The organism is Tateyamaria sp. ANG-S1 (genome assembly GCF_000814025.1).
Lineage (GTDB): Bacteria > Pseudomonadota > Alphaproteobacteria > Rhodobacterales > Rhodobacteraceae > Tateyamaria.
On the sequence record NZ_JWLL01000009.1, the window covers coordinates 110754 to 128744 of the forward strand.

At 57.5% G+C, this 17991-nt stretch carries 14 protein-coding genes; 11 read left to right on the forward strand and 3 right to left on the reverse strand.

From position 1 onward, the window contains the following. Together RA29_RS17590 and RA29_RS17595 are read left to right on the forward strand one after the other, a co-directional pair. Entirely contained in the window at window positions 1-495 is a 495-nt protein-coding gene (locus RA29_RS17590) for a molybdopterin-dependent oxidoreductase (RefSeq protein ID WP_039688671.1), read from the forward strand. 36 nt (window positions 496-531) lie between these two features. Continuing rightward, window positions 532-3015: a PAS domain-containing hybrid sensor histidine kinase/response regulator gene (locus RA29_RS17595; protein WP_241462642.1), complete on the forward strand. Its 2484-nt coding sequence runs from the start codon at window positions 532-534 to the stop codon at window positions 3013-3015. Between the two features lie 242 nt (window positions 3016-3257). On the opposite strand, the gene RA29_RS17600 is transcribed toward RA29_RS17595, so the two are convergent. After that, a complete protein-coding gene (locus RA29_RS17600; protein WP_052249749.1) occupies window positions 3258-4280 on the reverse strand; it encodes a LacI family DNA-binding transcriptional regulator in 1023 nt (340 codons plus the stop codon). 131 nt (window positions 4281-4411) lie between these two features. Here RA29_RS17600 and RA29_RS17605 point away from each other — a divergent pair, with 131 nt between their 5' ends. From RA29_RS17605 to RA29_RS17645, 9 genes are read left to right on the forward strand one after another with little or no spacing between them, the layout of a single operon-like run. Then, on the forward strand, window positions 4412-5491 hold the full coding sequence (locus RA29_RS17605; RefSeq protein ID WP_039688431.1) for a sugar ABC transporter substrate-binding protein: 1080 nt from the start codon (window positions 4412-4414) through the stop codon (window positions 5489-5491). 57 nt (window positions 5492-5548) lie between these two features. Beyond that, entirely contained in the window at window positions 5549-7066 is a 1518-nt protein-coding gene (locus tag RA29_RS17610) for a sugar ABC transporter ATP-binding protein (protein WP_039688433.1), read from the forward strand. Continuing rightward, window positions 7059-8021: an ABC transporter permease gene (locus tag RA29_RS17615; protein WP_039688434.1), complete on the forward strand. Its 963-nt coding sequence runs from the start codon at window positions 7059-7061 to the stop codon at window positions 8019-8021. The genes RA29_RS17610 and RA29_RS17615 overlap by 8 nt, the downstream gene beginning before the upstream one ends. Then, window positions 8021-8977 carry an ABC transporter permease gene (locus RA29_RS17620; RefSeq protein WP_039688436.1) on the forward strand — a complete coding sequence of 319 codons (957 nt, stop codon included), beginning with the start codon at window positions 8021-8023 and terminating at the stop codon, window positions 8975-8977. Before RA29_RS17615 ends, RA29_RS17620 begins: the two co-directional genes overlap by 1 nt. Further along, window positions 8974-9930, forward strand: coding sequence for an SMP-30/gluconolactonase/LRE family protein (locus RA29_RS17625; RefSeq protein WP_052249751.1), 957 nt, complete (start codon window positions 8974-8976; stop codon window positions 9928-9930). Before RA29_RS17620 ends, RA29_RS17625 begins: the two co-directional genes overlap by 4 nt. After that, a complete protein-coding gene (gene ltnD, locus RA29_RS17630) occupies window positions 9927-10814 on the forward strand; it encodes an L-threonate dehydrogenase (RefSeq protein WP_039688438.1) in 888 nt (295 codons plus the stop codon). Before RA29_RS17625 ends, ltnD begins: the two co-directional genes overlap by 4 nt. Then, window positions 10811-12043, forward strand: coding sequence for a 3-oxo-tetronate kinase (gene otnK, locus RA29_RS17635; RefSeq protein WP_039688440.1), 1233 nt, complete (start codon window positions 10811-10813; stop codon window positions 12041-12043). Before ltnD ends, otnK begins: the two co-directional genes overlap by 4 nt. Then, the gene (locus RA29_RS17640) at window positions 12040-12687 is read left to right on the forward strand and encodes an aldolase (RefSeq protein WP_039688442.1); all 648 of its coding nucleotides are present in this window, start codon (window positions 12040-12042) and stop codon (window positions 12685-12687) included. The genes otnK and RA29_RS17640 overlap by 4 nt, the downstream gene beginning before the upstream one ends. Beyond that, window positions 12684-13439 carry a TIM barrel protein gene (locus RA29_RS17645; protein ID WP_039688444.1) on the forward strand — a complete coding sequence of 252 codons (756 nt, stop codon included), beginning with the start codon at window positions 12684-12686 and terminating at the stop codon, window positions 13437-13439. The genes RA29_RS17640 and RA29_RS17645 overlap by 4 nt, the downstream gene beginning before the upstream one ends. 231 nt (window positions 13440-13670) lie before the next feature. Here the strand turns inward: RA29_RS17645 and RA29_RS17650 are convergent, their stop codons facing one another. Then, window positions 13671-15800 carry a TonB-dependent receptor gene (locus RA29_RS17650; protein ID WP_039688446.1) on the reverse strand — a complete coding sequence of 710 codons (2130 nt, stop codon included), beginning with the start codon at window positions 15798-15800 and terminating at the stop codon, window positions 13671-13673. Window positions 15801-15946: 146 nt separating this feature from the next. Next, entirely contained in the window at window positions 15947-17656 is a 1710-nt protein-coding gene (locus RA29_RS17655) for an extracellular solute-binding protein (protein ID WP_039688448.1), read from the reverse strand. Window positions 17657-17991 lie beyond the last annotated feature (335 nt).

Below are 17991 nucleotides of genomic sequence, written 5' to 3' on the forward strand. Positions count from 1 at the left end.
ATGTTCGCGACGATCCGCACTGCTGTCACTTTTATTGTCTTTTCTCTGGCCACCCCGGCCCTTGCCGACGAGGTCGTACTGACTGTCTCAGGGGCCGTAGAGGCCCCGGCAGAGGGCAGCGCTTGGGAATTCGATATGGTGGACCTAAAGTCACTGCCTGCCGAACGTTTTGAAACCACCACCATCTGGACCGAGGGACCGCAGCAATTCGAAGGCGTGCCATTGGTTGTTTTGTTGGACCACGTGGGTGCGACGGGTAGCACCATCCGCGCTGTCGCCTTGAATGACTACGCCGTCTCGATCCCGGTGGCCGACGCGGTCGAGGGCGGACCAATCGTGGCCTATGGGCGCAACGGTGATGAAATGTCAGTCCGCGACAAGGGCCCTTTGTGGATCGTTTACCCATTTGATGATAACGAGATCTACAAGTCGGAAGAGTATTATTCCCGCAGTATTTGGCAACTCGATCGTATCGAGCTTGTCACGGAAAACTAAAGTGAGGATGTCATCGCACATCGCGGGTCGTATCCGATGATGGGCAAAAAGCCGGTCATGCTGTTCACAGGCCTGCTGATTGCCGGACTTGTGTTCATCACCTATCTCGGGCGTTCCGTGATCGATGATCTCGAGATACTCTCGACAGCGCTGCATGATGATATCAGCTGGAACATGTCCCAGCTCGAAATCGAGGTCCTGAACCTGGCAAGTGCGGCCCACGATGCTGGACATTCCGCGTCCAGCGACTTGTCGGATTTTCGCAGGCGGTTCGATATTTTCTACAGTCGTGTCAATACGCTGACGCAAAGCTCTTTGTATGCAGTTATCCGCGCCGAAGCGAACGCAGAGGCCAGCCTGACAGCAGCACTCAGTTTTCTTGAAGACACAACGCCAGTTGTCGATGGTCCTGACGCGGCCTTGCGCGCTGCCTTGCACGGTATCGAGGATCAACTCGTCGAACTGCGTCCTCAACTGCGCACCCTGGCGCTCGCCGGGATCGAAGTGTTCGCCGAGGCTGAAGCCGCACGGCGCGCGGAGTTCTCGCATACTCTGGTAAAACTCGCAGCCTCAATACTGGCACTGATCCTGCTCTTGCTTGGGGGCCTTGTGGTGTTGGTCAAGCTTTATCGCCGAGGCCAACAGGTTGTTCATGACAACGAGGTGGTACGCTCGCGGTTCGAGGCTGCGGTTTCATCCTCGCTGGATGCCGTTCTGGTCGTAGACACACACGGGAAGATCGTTGAGTTCAACGGTGCGGCGGAAACTGTCTTTGGCTATTCCCGCGCCGAAGCCTTGGGCGGCGATATGGCCGAGATGATTGTGCCCGAACATCTGCGCGAGATGCACCGCAAAGGCATGGCGCGCTATCTTGAAACTAGCGAGCAGAAGGTGATTGGCGCAGGGCGCATACGGCTTGAAGGGTTACGTAAATCGGGTGAAGTCTTTCCGGTCGAGCTATCGATTTCGCTCTCCGAAGCAGATGGTGAACGGGTTTTCGTTTCTTTCCTGAGGGACATCACCCCCGAATTGCAAGCCGAGGAACAGCTGCGCAACGCCCGCGACAAGGCACAGGAAAGCGAGAAAGCCAAGTCTGACCTGCTTACTGTCATGAGCCACGAGATGCGCACACCGCTCAACGGCATTCTCGGTTCGCTCGCGTTAATCGATCAGGATAACCTGGAGGAGCGGCAGAAACGGCATCTGAACTCAATTGCCGTCTCAGGCGAATTGCTGTTGTCGCATGTGAATGACGTGCTGGATCTGTCCAGCCTCAATTCCCATTCAGTTCCCCTGCAGACAGACAATTTTGATCTGCAAGATATGGTGCAACAGTTGGCCAACAGCCTGATGGCCAGCGCGCAAGAGCGTGGCAATACCCTTACTGTGGAGTACTTGTCTGGCGATCTTGGAACGGTGTCCGGGTCTAAGCGCTCCCTCCAGCAATGCTTGATCAATCTAGTGGGCAACGCCATCAAGTTCACCAGCGATGGTGTTGTCGCCATTGAGATTGAGCGGTTGAACGATGGCGACCTTGTAGAAATTCGAGTGTCGGACACCGGTGTCGGCATCGCGCCGGACAACCTTGAACGCATCTTTGAAGAGTTTGTCACCATCGACACAGCTTTTGCGCGCGAGAATGCTGGCACGGGTCTGGGGCTGGCGATTACCAAGCGTTTGGTCGAAGCCATGCAGGGCGAGATCGAAGCCGACAGCCTTCCCGGCGAGGGGAGCCTTTTCACGCTGCGCCTGCCGCTTCCTGTCGAGCGATCCGAAAGGGGTGATGTGGGGCCGACACACGGTGTCGCGCCTGTTCGACTGCCCCGCGGGCAGCATGCCCTTGTTGTTGATGACAACGAAATCAACCGCATGATCCTTGTGGATATGTTACGAGATATCGGGTTCAGCGCGGACGAGGCAAGCGACGGGTTCGAGGCCATAGGATGCATATCCAACCAACGATTTGACATCATTTTCCTCGACATCAGCATGCCCGGGATTGATGGGATCGAAACACTCGATCGCATTCGCAAACTGGATGTGGATTGGTCTACCTTGCCCGCTATCGCCGTGACCGCTCATGCGGCTCGCAAGGATCATGAGACGATCAATAAGGCGTCGTTCTCAGACCTGCTGGTCAAACCTGTACGTCCCGAAGATATTGTCGCTACGGTATCTTCCGTCCTGACTTTGGATCAGCTCACCACGGTCAACCAGGATGACGCACGCGCCGGTGATGAATTCAGAAAACGGTTTGGCGAAATCAAGTACCAATCCGCGTTGGAAGCGCTCCACTCTGACATCGCCAAACTGGCGCAAGAACTTGCACGAACACCGGCTCTTACTGCTGAAATCCGCGAAACCGCGCATAAACTCAGCGGATCTGCTGCGATCCTGGGCGAAGAGAGAGTCCATGGAGTTTTGCAAGACATAGAACACTGCGATGGAAAAGACTGGCCCCATAGGCACGGGCAACACATTGGAAACCTTGAAGCAGCGGTGAAACCCATCCTCTCGTAGAGCTAGCCATCCGATTTGCGCGATGTGCCCCATGCAAAGGCACAAGCACTCAAGGCATGGGATGCACACCTTGAGAGAATGCTCAGTGACTATCAAAGCCACCCGCAAAGGGTGCATCCGCTTCGAATACCCGCCCTTCATCCTGCCCGGAAAAAGGAGCACACTATCGAGCGGAAATCTCTGGCAACTCACGGACGCGAAGACGCATCCAAGTCGAACGGCGCAGACCGCCACTATCGTTTCTAGGTTGTTTCCCCCACCCTGAGGGCAGCCGCCAACTCAATGATGCTTGGCATTTCTTGGTCCTGAGATTGCAGAATCCAATTCGCTGCGGATGCCCCAATATCGTATCTCGGGGTCACTGTTGTAGTTATGCGTTTGGGCAAGGCCGATAGAAAGCCGAGACCGTTGAACCCCGCCAGTGCAACGTCATCTGGGACACTAAGCCCCTCCGCTAGACAATGCATCAAACCGCCAGCCGCGAGATCATCGTTGGCGTAGTAGATGGCCTGCGGCCGGTCGATGCGCTGCAGTATCCGGTCTGTCATGAGACGCCCCGTCTCCATCGACGAGGCATCCCGGGTTTTTTCGACCGCATGGAGCGTCGCCCCGGCCTCCTGCACGACTTTGGCAAAGGCCCTGAAACGTTTTGCAGCCCGCAAATCAAGCTCACCCAGGCTGCCGATGTATCCGAAACTCCGATACCCCCGCCCGATCATGTGGACTGCCATCTCTGCACCAACCTTGCTGTGGGAAAACCCAAAACAAGTCGAGATCGGATCACCATCGATATCCATGATCTCCGCGACCCTGACGCCTGTCTTGGCGACGATTTTTCGAAGTTGGTCAGTGTGCTCCAGGCCCGGCAGAATCAGGCCGCGCGGACGCCAGGACAACAGATCGAAAACCAAGTCCTCCTCGGTTTCGAGCGAGTATTCCGAAACACCGAAAACCGGCCTCAGCCCGCTTTCGTCCAAGGTGGCATTGATGCCCGACAGAACTTCCGTGAACACGCGGTTTTGCAAGGTCGGAACGACGACTCCAACGATTGGGTTGTCATAGTTCGCATTGCCGCCAGCCAGTCGATTGTGCACGTAGCCGATGTCACGCGCAGCCCTAACCACCTCTTTTTTAACATCTTTCGAGATATATCCAGCGCCACGCATGACCCGGGATACGGTCATCTGACTGACGCCAGCAACGCGCGCGACGTCATGCATCGTAGGTTGCGCTTTCGCGGCATGTATGGGGCGCTTCTTGGCCATTGGGTCAGTGCCTACAGACTCTTCTCTTGACGTGTGTTTACGTAAACACCTAAGTTCTGCGCAATGTGTTTACGTAAACACACATTGCATACTAGACAGAATTAAGGCGGCTCCGCCGCTGGGGAGGAAATATGAAAACACTTTTAATGAGCTCTGCGATTGCAATCGCTTGGGCAGGTATCGCTTTCGCGGACACGTATCGTCCGGAATGTTTTGCGCCAGCGCCGGGGACGTCATCCATTCAGTACGATGCAAAGGAAGGCCCGTATAAGCTGGCGTTCGTCAACGGGTTTGCTGGCAATGACTGGCGCATTCAGGCGATCCAATCTGCCAAGGCTTGGGCCGCCCGGTCGGAAAACGCAGCCAAGATCGATGAATTCACCGTTGTGTCGGTGGGCAATGACAGTGCCGCCCAGATCGCTGCAATCGATAATTTCATTGCTGCCGGTTACGATGCGATCACGTTCATCGCCGTGAACCCAACCGCCTTTGAGCCGGTGATCCGCCGCGCCGAACGGGCTGGCACGGTCCTTGTCCCGTTCGACAACGTGCTCGATACCGACAAAGTGGTCCAGATCAACGAAAGCCAGATGGCACTCGGCGCGCTGAAGGCGCAGACGGTTATGGATGCTCTCGGCGGAGAGGCGGACAAGATCCTTATGGTGAACGGCTTGCCCGGCAATGCGACCGATCGTGACCGTCGTCTGGGCATGATGAGTGTCCTCGAAGATGTCGAAGGTCTCGAGATCGTCGAGGTTGTTGGCAATTGGGACACTGGCACCAGCCAAAAGGTCGTCGCCGACGCGCTGGCAACCCATGGTGAATTCGACGCCGTGGTCTCGCAGCACGGATCTGCCGGATCGATCAACGCGATGCAGGCGGCAGGACACCCGATTGTTCCAATGGGCGTGGACGGCGAAAACGGCGTTCGAATGCTGATGGATGAACTCGACATTCCGGGCGTGTCCGCCAGTCAGGCGCCCGCAATGTCAGCGGTGGCCCTGCAGGCGGCTGTAGCCCTGTTGGAAGGCAATGCGCTGCCGCAAACCGTCTTCCTCCCCATTCCGTCAGTCACGGCTGACGACCTCGAGCCGGGAACGAACTACTTCCCCGACCTGCCGAAGTCGTTCAACACCGGGACCGGGTTTGTGGATTGCTTTGCGCCTTTCACACCGGAAGAGCTGTTGGGGCAGTCGCCAGACAACACCTGATCGGTACGAAACACATGCGATGGCGCTGCTTGCACGCCATCGCAATAAGGCCCGAAAATGACAAACTTAAAACCGCCGCTCTTGGAGATGCAGGGCATCTCCATGCACTTTGGTGCCACGAAGGCTTTGGACAAGGTCGATTTCGTCTGCAAAGCCGGAGAGGTCCACGCCATCCTTGGTGAAAACGGGGCTGGTAAGTCTACTCTTATGAAGCTTATCGCAGGTGTGTTGCAGCCGACGGATGGCATGATCCGCGTCGATGGAGAGAAAGTGAGCCTTTCCAGCCCAAAGGCCGCACTGCGCCATGGCCTGGTCTGCATGTTTCAGGAACTTTCATTGGTACCGGACCTGACGGTCCGAGAAAACCTGTTGCTCGGCGCGCGTGATGCGGGTTTGGGCTGGTTGCAAGGCAAAGGGCTGGATGCAGCCCAACAGACTTTGGCCCGCATCGGCGGCGAAGACATCGCACAGGGCGCGCGCGTCGCAGATCTGACCTTGCCACAACGCCAACAGGTCGAGATCGCCAAGGCCATTATGAAGAAACCGCGCCTTTTGATCCTTGATGAAGCAACCTCTGCATTGAGTGCCTCAGTCGTCGAGAAGGTGTTCGATCTTATCCGGGAAGAGCGGGACAATGGAACGGCGGTTCTATTCATTTCGCACCGCTTCCATGAGATTGAGGCGCTGGCTGACCGGATTTCGGTCTTTCGAAACGGGCGGCGTGTCGAAACCTTCGCCAAGGGTGCACATGACTACGGCGCGATCATTGACATGATGGTGGGCCAGAAAATCGAAGAACTGTTCCCACCGAAACCACCGTCTGACCCTGAAGCCGAGATTGTTCTGCATGTCGAGGGCCTCAATTGGGAGGATCGCGTCAAGAGCGTTAATTTGACCGTGCGCCGGGGACAGATCATTGGCCTTGGTGGGCTCGATGGTCAGGGACAAGGTGCCTTTATGATGGGGCTTTTCGGTCTACTGAGAAAGACGCAAGGCACGACAGCTTTAGCAGGTGCACCTGCCGCGATAACTGGCCCCAAAGCGGCCAAGCAATCTGAATTAGGGCTGGCCTATATACCCGAGGACCGCAAAACCGAAGGTTTGATCCTTGATCAGAGCATCGAAGAGAACCTTGAATTGGCCGCCCTTGGCCGAAAGGATCTCGATGCCGGCGACCCTTCTCTTTATGCAGGTTCGCTGGAACAGCTTGCGTTAAAACATGGCGGGTTGAACTTGCCTGTATCATCGCTCTCGGGTGGAAATCAGCAGAAGGTTGTTCTGGCGAAATGGCTGGCGCTGAACCCACGCTGCCTGCTTCTGGCCGATCCGACGCGAGGCATCGACGTTAAGACGAAAACCCAGATCTACAACATCCTCCGGAAGCTCGCAGATCAGGGGGCGAGTGTGATCCTGCTGAGCACCGATTACGAGGAGTTGATCCAGCTCTGTGATGAAACCCACGTGTTTTTTGACGGTCAGATTGTCGCCTCGCTCAGCGGTGACGATCTCACGCCGCAAAACATCATCGCGGCCGCCCTGAACGTCTCTCCGAGCGGAGGCACGGCACATGCTTGAGTACGCAAAATCCAACCGACGCGAGGTCATCGCGGCCGCCGTCCTGATCGTGTTACTGGCGACCTATCTCGGAACCCATCCGCGCGGGGCATCGACTTATGTGATGACGATCTGGGCCAACCAGTGCCTGATCCTTGGGCTCGCCGCTTGCGCTCAGTTCTTCGCCGTTGTCGTGCGGGGCATCGACTTGTCGGTGGGCGCTGTTATGGCCCTGACCAACACCATCGCCTCCTATCTTCTCGATGGCTCTGCGGGCGGCATTGCCCTTGGTATGATCGCTGTCGTGGGCGCGGGTGCATTATGCGGGCTTTTGAATGGCGCGATCATCGTCTTTGGCCGCATTCAGCCCATCGTCGTGACGCTTGCAACGGCCTCCATTTTTGTTGGTCTGGCGCTTCTGCTTCGTCCGACGCCGGGCGGTGCGGTCAACTATGACCTCGCCGACGCCATGACGCTTGATGTTCTGGGCATTCCGACGGCCCTTATCATAACGGCGGTTGTCGTGTTCGCGTTCTGGCTGCCATTCCGGCGCACTGGGCTGGGCCTTGGGCTTTACGCCTTGGGATCATCCGAACAGGCCGCCTTTCAGTCCGGTATCGACACGCGCCTTGTCCGATTGGCTGCCTTTACGCTCGCCGGTATCTTCGCCGGATTGGCGGGGCTCTTTTACAGCTTTGTGACAACCACCGGCGACGCAGGCATTGGGCCAGGCTTTACGCTTAACTCTATCGCGGCGGTGGTCCTGGGCGGCGTGTTGTTGCGCGGCGGCGTTGGCTCTCTGGTCGGCGCGCTGGCGGGCGCTTTCATCCTGAAGACCATTGCATCACTGATGTTTTTCTCGGGCATTCCGTCGCTCGCCCAACCGCTGTTCGAGGGCCTCATCCTCGCCGGGGCCATCGCGATTGGCGGGGCCGATGTCCTACGGGCGCGCAACAAGCTGGAGGTGTTCAAATAATGATCCGCACGGTCTCCCGCGCAGTAACGCTCGACAGCCTGATGCCCTATCTTGGCGCGGTCGCGCTGATAATCGCAGGCAGCTTCTTCTTTCCACAGGTTTTGAGTGTCGACTATCTCACCCAACAGCTTCAGATTGCAGCCTTCCTTGGCCTTTTGGCGACGGGCGCCACGATCGTGATCCTGCTTGGTCACATCGACTTATCGGTGCCTTGGGTTCTGACGGGCGCTGCAATTCTGTCAACAGCAATGGTCGGGACCGGCAATCCAGTTCTATCTGTCTTGGCGGTGCCCGCCGCACTGGCCTTTGGCGCGCTGATTGGTCTGATCAACGGGATGGGCGTAGCGATCCTGCGAATTCCGTCCATGGTCTGGACGCTGGCTGTCAATTCCATGTTGCTGGGACTCGCCGTGTTGAACACGGGCGGTTTCAACCCAAGGGGTGAATCGAGCCCGCTTATGGTTGCGATGGCCTCAGGTGACGTTCTTGGCCTGCCCCTCAGCTTTCTGATCTGGATTGCGGTTTGCGTCGGTCTGACTTGGGTACTGGTGCGCACACCATTCGGGCGATACTTGCGATCGATTGGCTTCAACGAAAAAGCGACGTTCCTGTCGGGGGTCTCGACGCCCTCTGTGGTCTTTGCTGCATTCGCCATTGCCGGTATGTGTTCAGCGCTTGGGGGCGTAATGCTCGCAGGATACGCCAACCAAGCCTATCAGAGCATGGGCGATCCGTTTTTGTTGCCTACCATCGCAGCGGTGGTGATCGGTGGCACGTCGATCCTTGGCGGTCGCGGTGGGCTTTTCGGCACCATCGGAGGCGCGCTTTTCATCACGCTGCTGACGTCGATCCTTTCCGTGATGCAAATCGGTGATGCTTGGCGCAATATTATCTTCGGCGCCATCATTCTGGCCATGCTGCTGTTCCAGACCTTGCGGAAAGGGGCAGCACAATGACGACGCCGCATTTCATCACTGTCGATGCGCGCTTTCGCGAGTTCATTGACACGAACCGTCCGCCCGATCAGATCGCAGATGGCTGCATCTGGACAGAAGGGCCCGTGTGGCTCGATAGCGGCCTGTACTTCAATGACATTCCCAACAAGCGGATGATGCGCTGGACGGAAGGTGCGGGAGTTTCTGTCGCGCTGGCCAATAGCGAGTTTGCCAATGGCAATACGCTGGACCTCAAAAATCGAATGGTGTCGTGCGAACACGGTGGGCGCCGGGTGATCAGGCGCGTCGACCCCAATGACCCCAAAGCCATCGAGATCATCGCGGATCGCTTCGACGGCAAGCGCCTTAATTCGCCCAATGATGTGGTGGTGCGCTCTGACGGCGCAGTATGGTTCACCGATCCGCCCTACGGCATAAATTCAGATGTCGAAGGCTATCCGGCAGAAAGCGAGATTGGGTCCTGCAACGTCTTCTGCGCAATGCCAGACGGCACATTGCACGCTGTTGCAACGGATTTCGACAAACCAAACGGCCTCGCATTTTCTCCTGATGAACGCCGCCTTTATGTGGCCGACTCCGGCGCGATCCGCGGCGCGAGCTTTCCCGGTATCGATTATGATCTGCCCCACCACATACGGGTTTTTGACGTAGAAGGTACAAAGCTCAGCAATGGTCGGGTTTTCGCCGTCATCGCCCCGGGGGTGCCCGATGGCTTCCGGGTAGATCATGAAGGGTTTGTCTGGACCTCTGCCTTGGATGGCATCCATTGCCTGTCACCGGAAGGTGCGTTGATCGGAAAAATCTGGCTGCCGCAGCAGACCTCGAACATCTGTTTCGGAGGTGACGACGGAAAAACACTCTTCATCACGTCATCTGACAAAGTCTACCGGGTCCACAGCACGCGCCGCGATGCCGCCCATATGCTCAAGCGCAACGAAGGGAAATCAAGATGAGCTTAAATGTCACCGTGATTGGTCTCGGCTCCATGGGGTATGGCATGGCGCTATCCTGTCTGCGTGCTGGCTACCGCGTGTTGGGTCAAGACGTTGCGCCGGAACGGGCTGCGCAATTCGTCTCGGACGGTGGGGTTGCCGAACCGATGGACAACCCGGACGCCGTTGTGGTGGTCGTACTGAATGCACAGCAGACTGAAAGCGTCCTGTTCGGGGCCGATGGTGCCGTACCACACCTGCGCAAAGGTACAGTGGTGATAAGCTGTGCAACGGTTCCGCCAGACTTCGCACGCGAGATGGAGCAACGCTGTGCCGAGCATGGTGTGTATTACCTTGATGCGCCCATCTCGGGCGGTTCGGTCAAGGCGGCCGCAGGCAAACTCAGTGTCATGGCATCGGGGAATGCAGAGGCTTTTTCGGCCGCTGAACCCATTCTCGATGCAACTGCCGAGACGGTGTTTCGCCTGGGCGATGCCGCTGGGGCGGGATCGGCGATGAAGGCGGTCAACCAGCTGTTGGCAGGAGTGCATATCGCGGCCATGGCCGAAGCAATGACATTCGGAATGACGCAAGGGATCACACCGCAACGCTTTCTTGACGTCATTTCCAAATGCGCGGGCACGTCCTGGATGCTGGAAAACCGCGCGCCCCACATCGTGGCGGGCGACTACACGCCCCATTCCCAAGTCAATATCTGGCCAAAGGACCTCGGTATCGTGCTGGATACAGCAGAGGCAACCGGCTTTGACGCACCGATTACCCAGGCGGCTCTTGGGCAGTACCGCAAGGCGGTAGAAATAGGCTTGGGCCATGAGGATGACGCGGCGGTGGCAAAGGTTTATGCCCACGCCAGCGGTTTGGACCTCCCGGGAGAAGACGCATGAAACTCGGCTGCATTGGTGATGACTTTACCGGATCCAGCGATCTGGCCAATACGCTGGCGAAAGAGGGTATGCGCGTCGTGCAATACACCGGCGTGCCGGAAGCCTCCGCAGGGCCAGAGGTTGAGGCTGGCGTCATTGCGCTGAAGTCTCGCTCAATTGAGCCCGAAGACGCAGTGAAGCAATCGCTGGAGGCATTGACTTGGCTGAAGGCTCAGGGGTGTTCTCAGATCTTCTTCAAGTATTGTTCGACGTTTGATTCAACACCTGAAGGCAATATCGGCCCAGTGGCTGACGCGCTGGCAGAGGCATTGAACGCCGAGCAGGTCATCGTCTGCCCCGCCTTTCCAGGCACCGGGCGGTCGGTCTATCAAGGGCATCTGTTCGTGAACGACCGGCTCTTGAATGAGAGTGGTATGGAAAACCATCCACTGACGCCGATGACCGACGCAGATCTGCGTCGCTGGCTTGCACCGCAGTCGCGATACGGTGTCGGTCATGTCCCGGCTCGTGTCGTCTTTCAGGGGCCGGATGCAATCCGCGCCGCGCTTGCGCAGGAGCAAGCCGTAAGCAGGCGCCATATCATTGTCGACGCAATCCGCGACGAGGATTTGCGCGCTATCGGAGGAGCAGCTGCTGGACTGCCGCTGATTACCGGTGGTTCGGGCGTGGCTCTTGGGCTGCCTGCGAATTTTGGCTGCACGCCACGCAAGGCCGACTGGCATGGCAAGGCTGGCCAAGCTTTAGTGCTTTCGGGCTCTTGCTCCGTCGCCACCCGCGGACAAGTTGCTTACCACGCCAAGGCAAATCCAAACTTTGAGATACTGGCAAAAGACGTGATCAATGGACAGGTCTCACCACAATCCGCGCTGGACTGGGCGCTTGATCAAAAGGGCCTCCCGCTCATCTACAGCTCTGCTGATCCGAAGCTGGTTAAAGCAGTACAAGATCAGTTTGGGCGAGAAACCGCAGCTGCCGCGATTGAGGAGTTTTTCGCCGAACTCGCCCGTCTTGCCGTAACGCACGGCGTCACTCGGCTGATTACGGCAGGTGGCGAAACATCAGGCGCGGTGGTCGAGGGGCTGGGCCTGCGCGAACTGCAGATCGGACCTGAAATCGACCCCGGCGTGCCCGCCTTGCGCGCAGGAAAGGATCTTGTTGTCGCGCTGAAGTCCGGCAACTTCGGAACAGAAGATTTCTTTGCCAAAGCGGACAAGGTGCTTGCGGGATGAATGAAACGGCGCTTCGGGATCAGATGTGCACGCTCGCGGCCTCACTTTTTGAGCGCGGGCTCACACATGGGTCCACCGGCAACATCTCTGCCCGAACGGAGGATGGCGGCCTGCTGGTATCACCGACCGGCACCAGCTTTGGCCGCCTTGATCCCGCGCGCCTCAGCCGGTTCGACGCTGCAGGACGCCACATAGACGGCGATGCCCCGACCAAGGAAATGCCACTGCACACGGCCTTCTACGACACGCGCAGTACAGCGGGTGCGGTCGTGCATCTGCATTCCTGTCACTCCGTCGCCTGGTCACTGATGCCCGACGCAAACGAAGATGACTTTCTGCCGCCTCTGACACCCTACGCCATCATGCTCCTCGGTCGAGTCAAACTGCTGCCCTTCTTTTTGCCCGGCGATCCTGCGATGGGAGACGCGGTGCGCGGGCTTGCAGGCAAACGATCGGCGGTGATGCTGGCCAATCACGGCCCCGTGGTTACAGGTAAATCGGTTGAGGCCGCCTGTAATGCCGTCGAGGAGCTTGAGGCCACAGCCAAATTGGCGATGCTGATGCGTGGCATACCCGCACGCGCCCTGACACCCGATCAGGTGCAGGGTCTGATCACAAAATTCGACGTGGAATGGGACACATGACACAATTCTCTGCCAATCTCGGCTTTTTGTGGGCTGATCGAAGCTTGCCGGACGCGATACGTGCCGCATCCGCTGCCGGTTTTGACGCCGTCGAATGTCATTGGCCCTATGATACGCCGCATGACGACGTTAGCGCTGCGCTCTCAGAAACGGGTTTGCCGATGCTGGGTCTCAACACCGTGCGGGGAAAACCCGGGGAAAACGGGCTATCGGCCCTGCCAGGTCGGGAGGTTGAGGCCCGCGCTGCGATAGATCAGGCGATCGCATATGCTGATGCGGTGGACGCGCGTGCAATCCACGTAATGGCGGGCTTCGCGCAGGGCGACGACGCCCGCCAGGCTTTCGAGGCCAACCTGTCATATGCTGTAGACCGAACGGACCGCGTCATCCTGATCGAACCTTTGAATCGGCACGATGCGCCCGGATACTTTCTGCAGACAACCGATCAGGCGCAAAAGATCATCAAGGCGGTAGATCGCCCCAACCTCAAACTCATGTTCGATTGCTACCATGTCGGTCGCACCGAGGGTGACGTGATGACACGGCTGACCAACTTGCTGCCCTTTATCGGGCATATCCAGTTTGCCTCGGTTCCGGACCGCGGGCCGCCAACAGCAGGCGAGTTGAACTACAAAACCATCTTTGCGCACACAAAAGCATTGGGTTGGACTGCACCGCTGGGTGCAGAATTCAAGCCGCAGAATACAAACGAAAACTCGGACTGGTTGGGGACGTTCCAATCTAAGACTTAGGGGAACACAGCGCCAAATAGGTATCTGCACATCCGTGCAAGCACGGCCTATAGCCAACCAGGAGACCCGTCTTCAAATGCTACCGGTACAGCGTGTATTGCTTCCGTCAGCGGCAGGTACGGTGCGATGCATCCATAAGATCGCGAGCCATATAGACAGTCGCTCTACTCCATCGGCTGTGGTGTAAATCCGTCGCCTTCGACACCACAACTAGCCTATCCGCATGCCTGTCTAGAAATTGAATGAATAATTGACAGACAGCTCTCTACCCGGGCCCGCAAAGCGGCGGTCGGCGGTCACGCCAAATCGGGACTGGCTTTCCAGAGGTATGTAGTCTTCGTTCAGGATGTTGGAGACGCGGACAGAAAGGTCGGATCCGTTTTCGAAGGAATATGTCAGTCCAAGGTCTGCTGTCACATATCCGTCGGCTTCAAAGCCATCGACGCCATCTTCAAATGCCCTGTCCCGATCACCGAGATAGAAAATGCTCGCGTCCAGCTTCATATTAGGCGTCACCTGCCAGTCGGCGCGCAGAGAGACCTTCAAAGGCAGGACAGTCAGGCTGGACAGAGCCAGATATTCCCCGTCATTGCTGGCGTCATTCTCGCCATCATTCCATGACACACCAAGACCCAGGTTGATGCTGTCCGACAGGGGACGCGAGGCTTCAAACTCAAAGCCATAGTTCCGCTGCGGCGCGCGTTCCAGTCGTCCACTGCCGGTGGCCGGGTCCACGCGAACTGACGAGCCCAGTTCCGATTCAGCATAGAAGGCTGCAAACGAGTATTCCGTCAGTCCGACCGCTCCGCGCACACCGAGCTCGTAACTGTCAACAACGATTGGTTCGAGCAGGTTTGTCCCCGACAACGGGACACCCGGTGCGACCAATCCTGCTGCGAAATTAATGGTCGGCAAGGAAAAGCCCTGGGCGAAACTTGCGAAGAGCGTGGTGTTTGGGTTCACATCGTAAAGAACGCCGAGGTTGTAGGAAAAGCCGTCTGAACTTCCTTCGCCGCCTGGTCTGAACCCCGGGTCTCTTGAGAACACGGGCTCTGAGGGGCCGACCGAGAAGTCAAAACTGTCATACCTTACGCCCCCTGTCAGCGTGATGCGGTCCGCAACATCCCAGGCACCCTGCACAAACAGGCCAAAGGATTCAATGTCGACGGGCGGCGCTTGTGGTCCGCTGTCCGAGGCATCAAAGAGACCCGTGGCATCAAACACCGCCGGGTCCGAAATGCCGACAATCAACACCTCACTTTCGTCCCGATAGTCTGCGCCTACGTTCAGCTTGAATGTGTTGGTCACATCAAAGCTGTAGTCGATGCGGACACCGATGGCTTCCGTGTCGCCATTGGTTTGGAATAGACCCGGCCAGAACTCCGGGAGATCGTCGGGGGCCGGGCCCTGTGCTGCGCGAATATCGCCGCCGATCTGCGTCAGTTCCTCGCTAGAGTAGTAGAGTTGGAACTTGAAATCACCCCCTGCCAGATCCGAGTTGAGGTAACTGAACGAGGCAAACGTGCCTTCCTGGTTTGGTTCATTGGTGTATTGTTGTGGGGCAAAGAGCGCGACTGCCGTGGGGTTCGGACCAGCCGAAGCCGTATTGGTAAAGTCCGTGGCACGCGCAGTGGAGCGCGCGTAGCTCAGCAGGCCCTCGACGGATTGTGCCCCATCGATGTCGTAGACAAACTTGCCAAAGACACTGGCGTCGTCGAAGTCATCGAGCCGTGTTGGCGCGATCCGCTGGCCGTCCGGCTGGAAATGGGCACCGTGACGTTCCAGGCTCAGCACACCGACATATCCGAAGTCCTCCACCCGGCCCGACGTTTCCGCGGTGAACCGGTAGCTGAAGCTTTCACTGTCAAAGGCGCTCCCATCTGCCAGCGAAGTCGTAAAGCCCGTTGTGATCCGGTTGACCTGCTCCTCTGTCGGATCTTTGGTAAAGAACTGGATGACACCACCGGACGCGCCCTGACCATAAAGTGCGGTGGGTCCGTACAGCACTTCGATGCTGTCGATGGCCCTTTGATCAAAGTACTGGAATTGAACGCCAAAGGCGCTCGATAAGGGAATGCCATCCACCAGAAACAGAGGGTCACGTCCTCTGAGCGTCAGTCCGCGCGTCGCATTTTGGAAAACCGGCGTGCCGAAGCCGGGAATGATCTGTGGCAGCGTCTGCGAGAAATTCGTGCTGGTCTTGCCCGCATCTTCGACTTCGGTCTGGTCGATGCTTTTGACGGCGCGGGGCACCTCATCAATCGGTGTTGCGTCCCGGTTTGATTCAAAAATCAGGTCCGGCAGTTGGAAAGGTTCTTCAGTGCCTTGCTGCGCATTTGCTGTCGACGCGAGCAGGGCCATGCAACTGACCTGCATGGACAAAGCACGTGCCCAAACGAATGAAACCGATGTCTTCATGATAGCCCCCGAGCGTTTTGTGCTACCTGCCAAAACGGTGGGTCTTTCTGAAAATTAGCAGCGACCGGCTGAAAGGCAATAGACAACCGTCAGTTGTCAGTAGCAGGCGCGCGCCACCAGTGAACAATCGGGTCGATTTCAACCTGTCCGCCTGCGGGGATGCGAAGATCGGAGCCATTCACATACCACAGATTGGCATTGTGCCACATCGGGACGACGTAGTGCCCCCACCGCATCAAACGGTCAAACGCACGTGCCGCCGCTTGCAGGTCTTCGAGGTCTTTTGCGACCTGCATCCGGTCGATCATGTAATCAACAGCTGGGTTGTCGAGCCCACCCAGCCCGTAACCGTGCGGCCCGGCCTGGTCGCTATGCCAGAACCAGGTTTCCTGTACACCCGGAGGGATGGAAGCCTGCCAGGTTAGAAGTGTGAGGTCATATTCGTGATCAAGGATCAGTCGGCGTCCCGATACGTAGTCATATGCGCGTAGATCAAGCTGAATGCCGGCCTGTTCAAGTGCTTTGCGGTATGGCTCAAGACGTTCCACGGAGGCGCGGTGTGCCGTTACAAACTCAACGGTCCAAGGGTCGCCCGTGATTGGATTGATCCGCACACCGCCGCGAAGTTCAAATCCCGCTTCGTCCAGAAGGGCATTGGCCCGCCGCATGCGCTGCCGTCGCTGTTCTGGCCACTGGGGCGCAGGACTGTCTATAGCGTCTTGTGGAAGCTGTTCTGCGAATTGTGCAAGCAACGCGCGTTCTGCTGCTGACGCCGGACCAATGGCCGCAAAGGGTGTATCACCGTAAAAGCTGCCGGGCGCATCATATGCACCGCCAAACAGATCAAGATACCACTGTGTGTCAAAGAGCAGCCCAAGTGCTTCCCGAACCCTGATGTCGTCAAAAGGCTGACGACGCTGATTGATCACCAAGGTATGAAGCGCGCCTGCATCGGCGCGGGGAAGGGTGGTCTTAACGATGCGGTTTGAACTCAAGGCATCGCCGTCATAGCGCCCATCCCAAGCCGCAGCGGAGAACTCCCGCCGCACGTCGAGGCGTCCACTCTTTAACGCCTCAATGAGTGCCGTCTCGTCAAAGAAGTAGCTGACGACGATCTCATCGAAGTTCCAGCGCCCCTGATTGACGGAGTGATCGGCGGCCCAGTAGTCCTCAACCCGCTCCAGAACCATCTCTTTGTTGAAGCTCAACTCCGACACCCGGTACGGGCCGCTGCCCAAGGGGATGTCGAGTGTGATGTCACCCACTGCGCGCGCGGACCAGAAGGCCTTGGACTGAATGGGAAACGTGCCTAGCAGTTCGACGTACCGCCATGATCGTGCACCACGGTTTTTGAACGTGATGGTGCGCGCGTCTTCAACTTCAATGTCTATGTTTCGAAGCGCGTTGCGATAGCGCGGCAATCCATGCGCGCGGAGGCTTTCGAAGGTGAAGGCAACGTCTTCGGCTGTGACCGCTTGTCCATCGTGCCAGCGCGCAGCCGGGTCTAAATGAAAGCGTACGGAACTGAAGTCGGCGGCGATGTCCAGGTCTTTGGCCAACAGCCCGTAAAAGACGGCCGTCTGATCACGAACAGGCACCAGAAGTGTGTCGAACGAATGACGCATTTCGTGGGGCGCGCGTCCCGGAAACCGCATGAGGTTCGTGCTGTCGAAGTTGACGGTGCTGCCAAGCCTCAAAGTGCCGCTGCTGGGGGCGGATGCGTTGGTATAGGAGAGAGTGCCCTTGGCCGTGTCCACATCGTCAAATGGCGAGAAGCGGACGACATCCGCGCTGGCCATATCGAGGTGACAACACAATGCCAGGCAACACCAGATCAGCCGTAGGCCCATGTGCAGTGTTCCGTTTTGGGTTCAGATGCTATCTGGCCTCATGCATGCTTAGGCAAACTGCATGACCGGCTGGATACCAGTGATATTAGCGCTTTTCAGTGAGATCACGAGTGCAAAATTTCCGGATCAAGCCCAGATAACGTGACATACGGATCCGCATCTTTTTGGTCCATTTAAATGGCGCGGGCCGCTGCCCGTTCCCTCGCTTGCGATATACTGTCAGCCTTGCGTCATTATGTCATGAAACCGTGCTTGTGAGGGCTTCACCTCCCTCCCAAATTGGT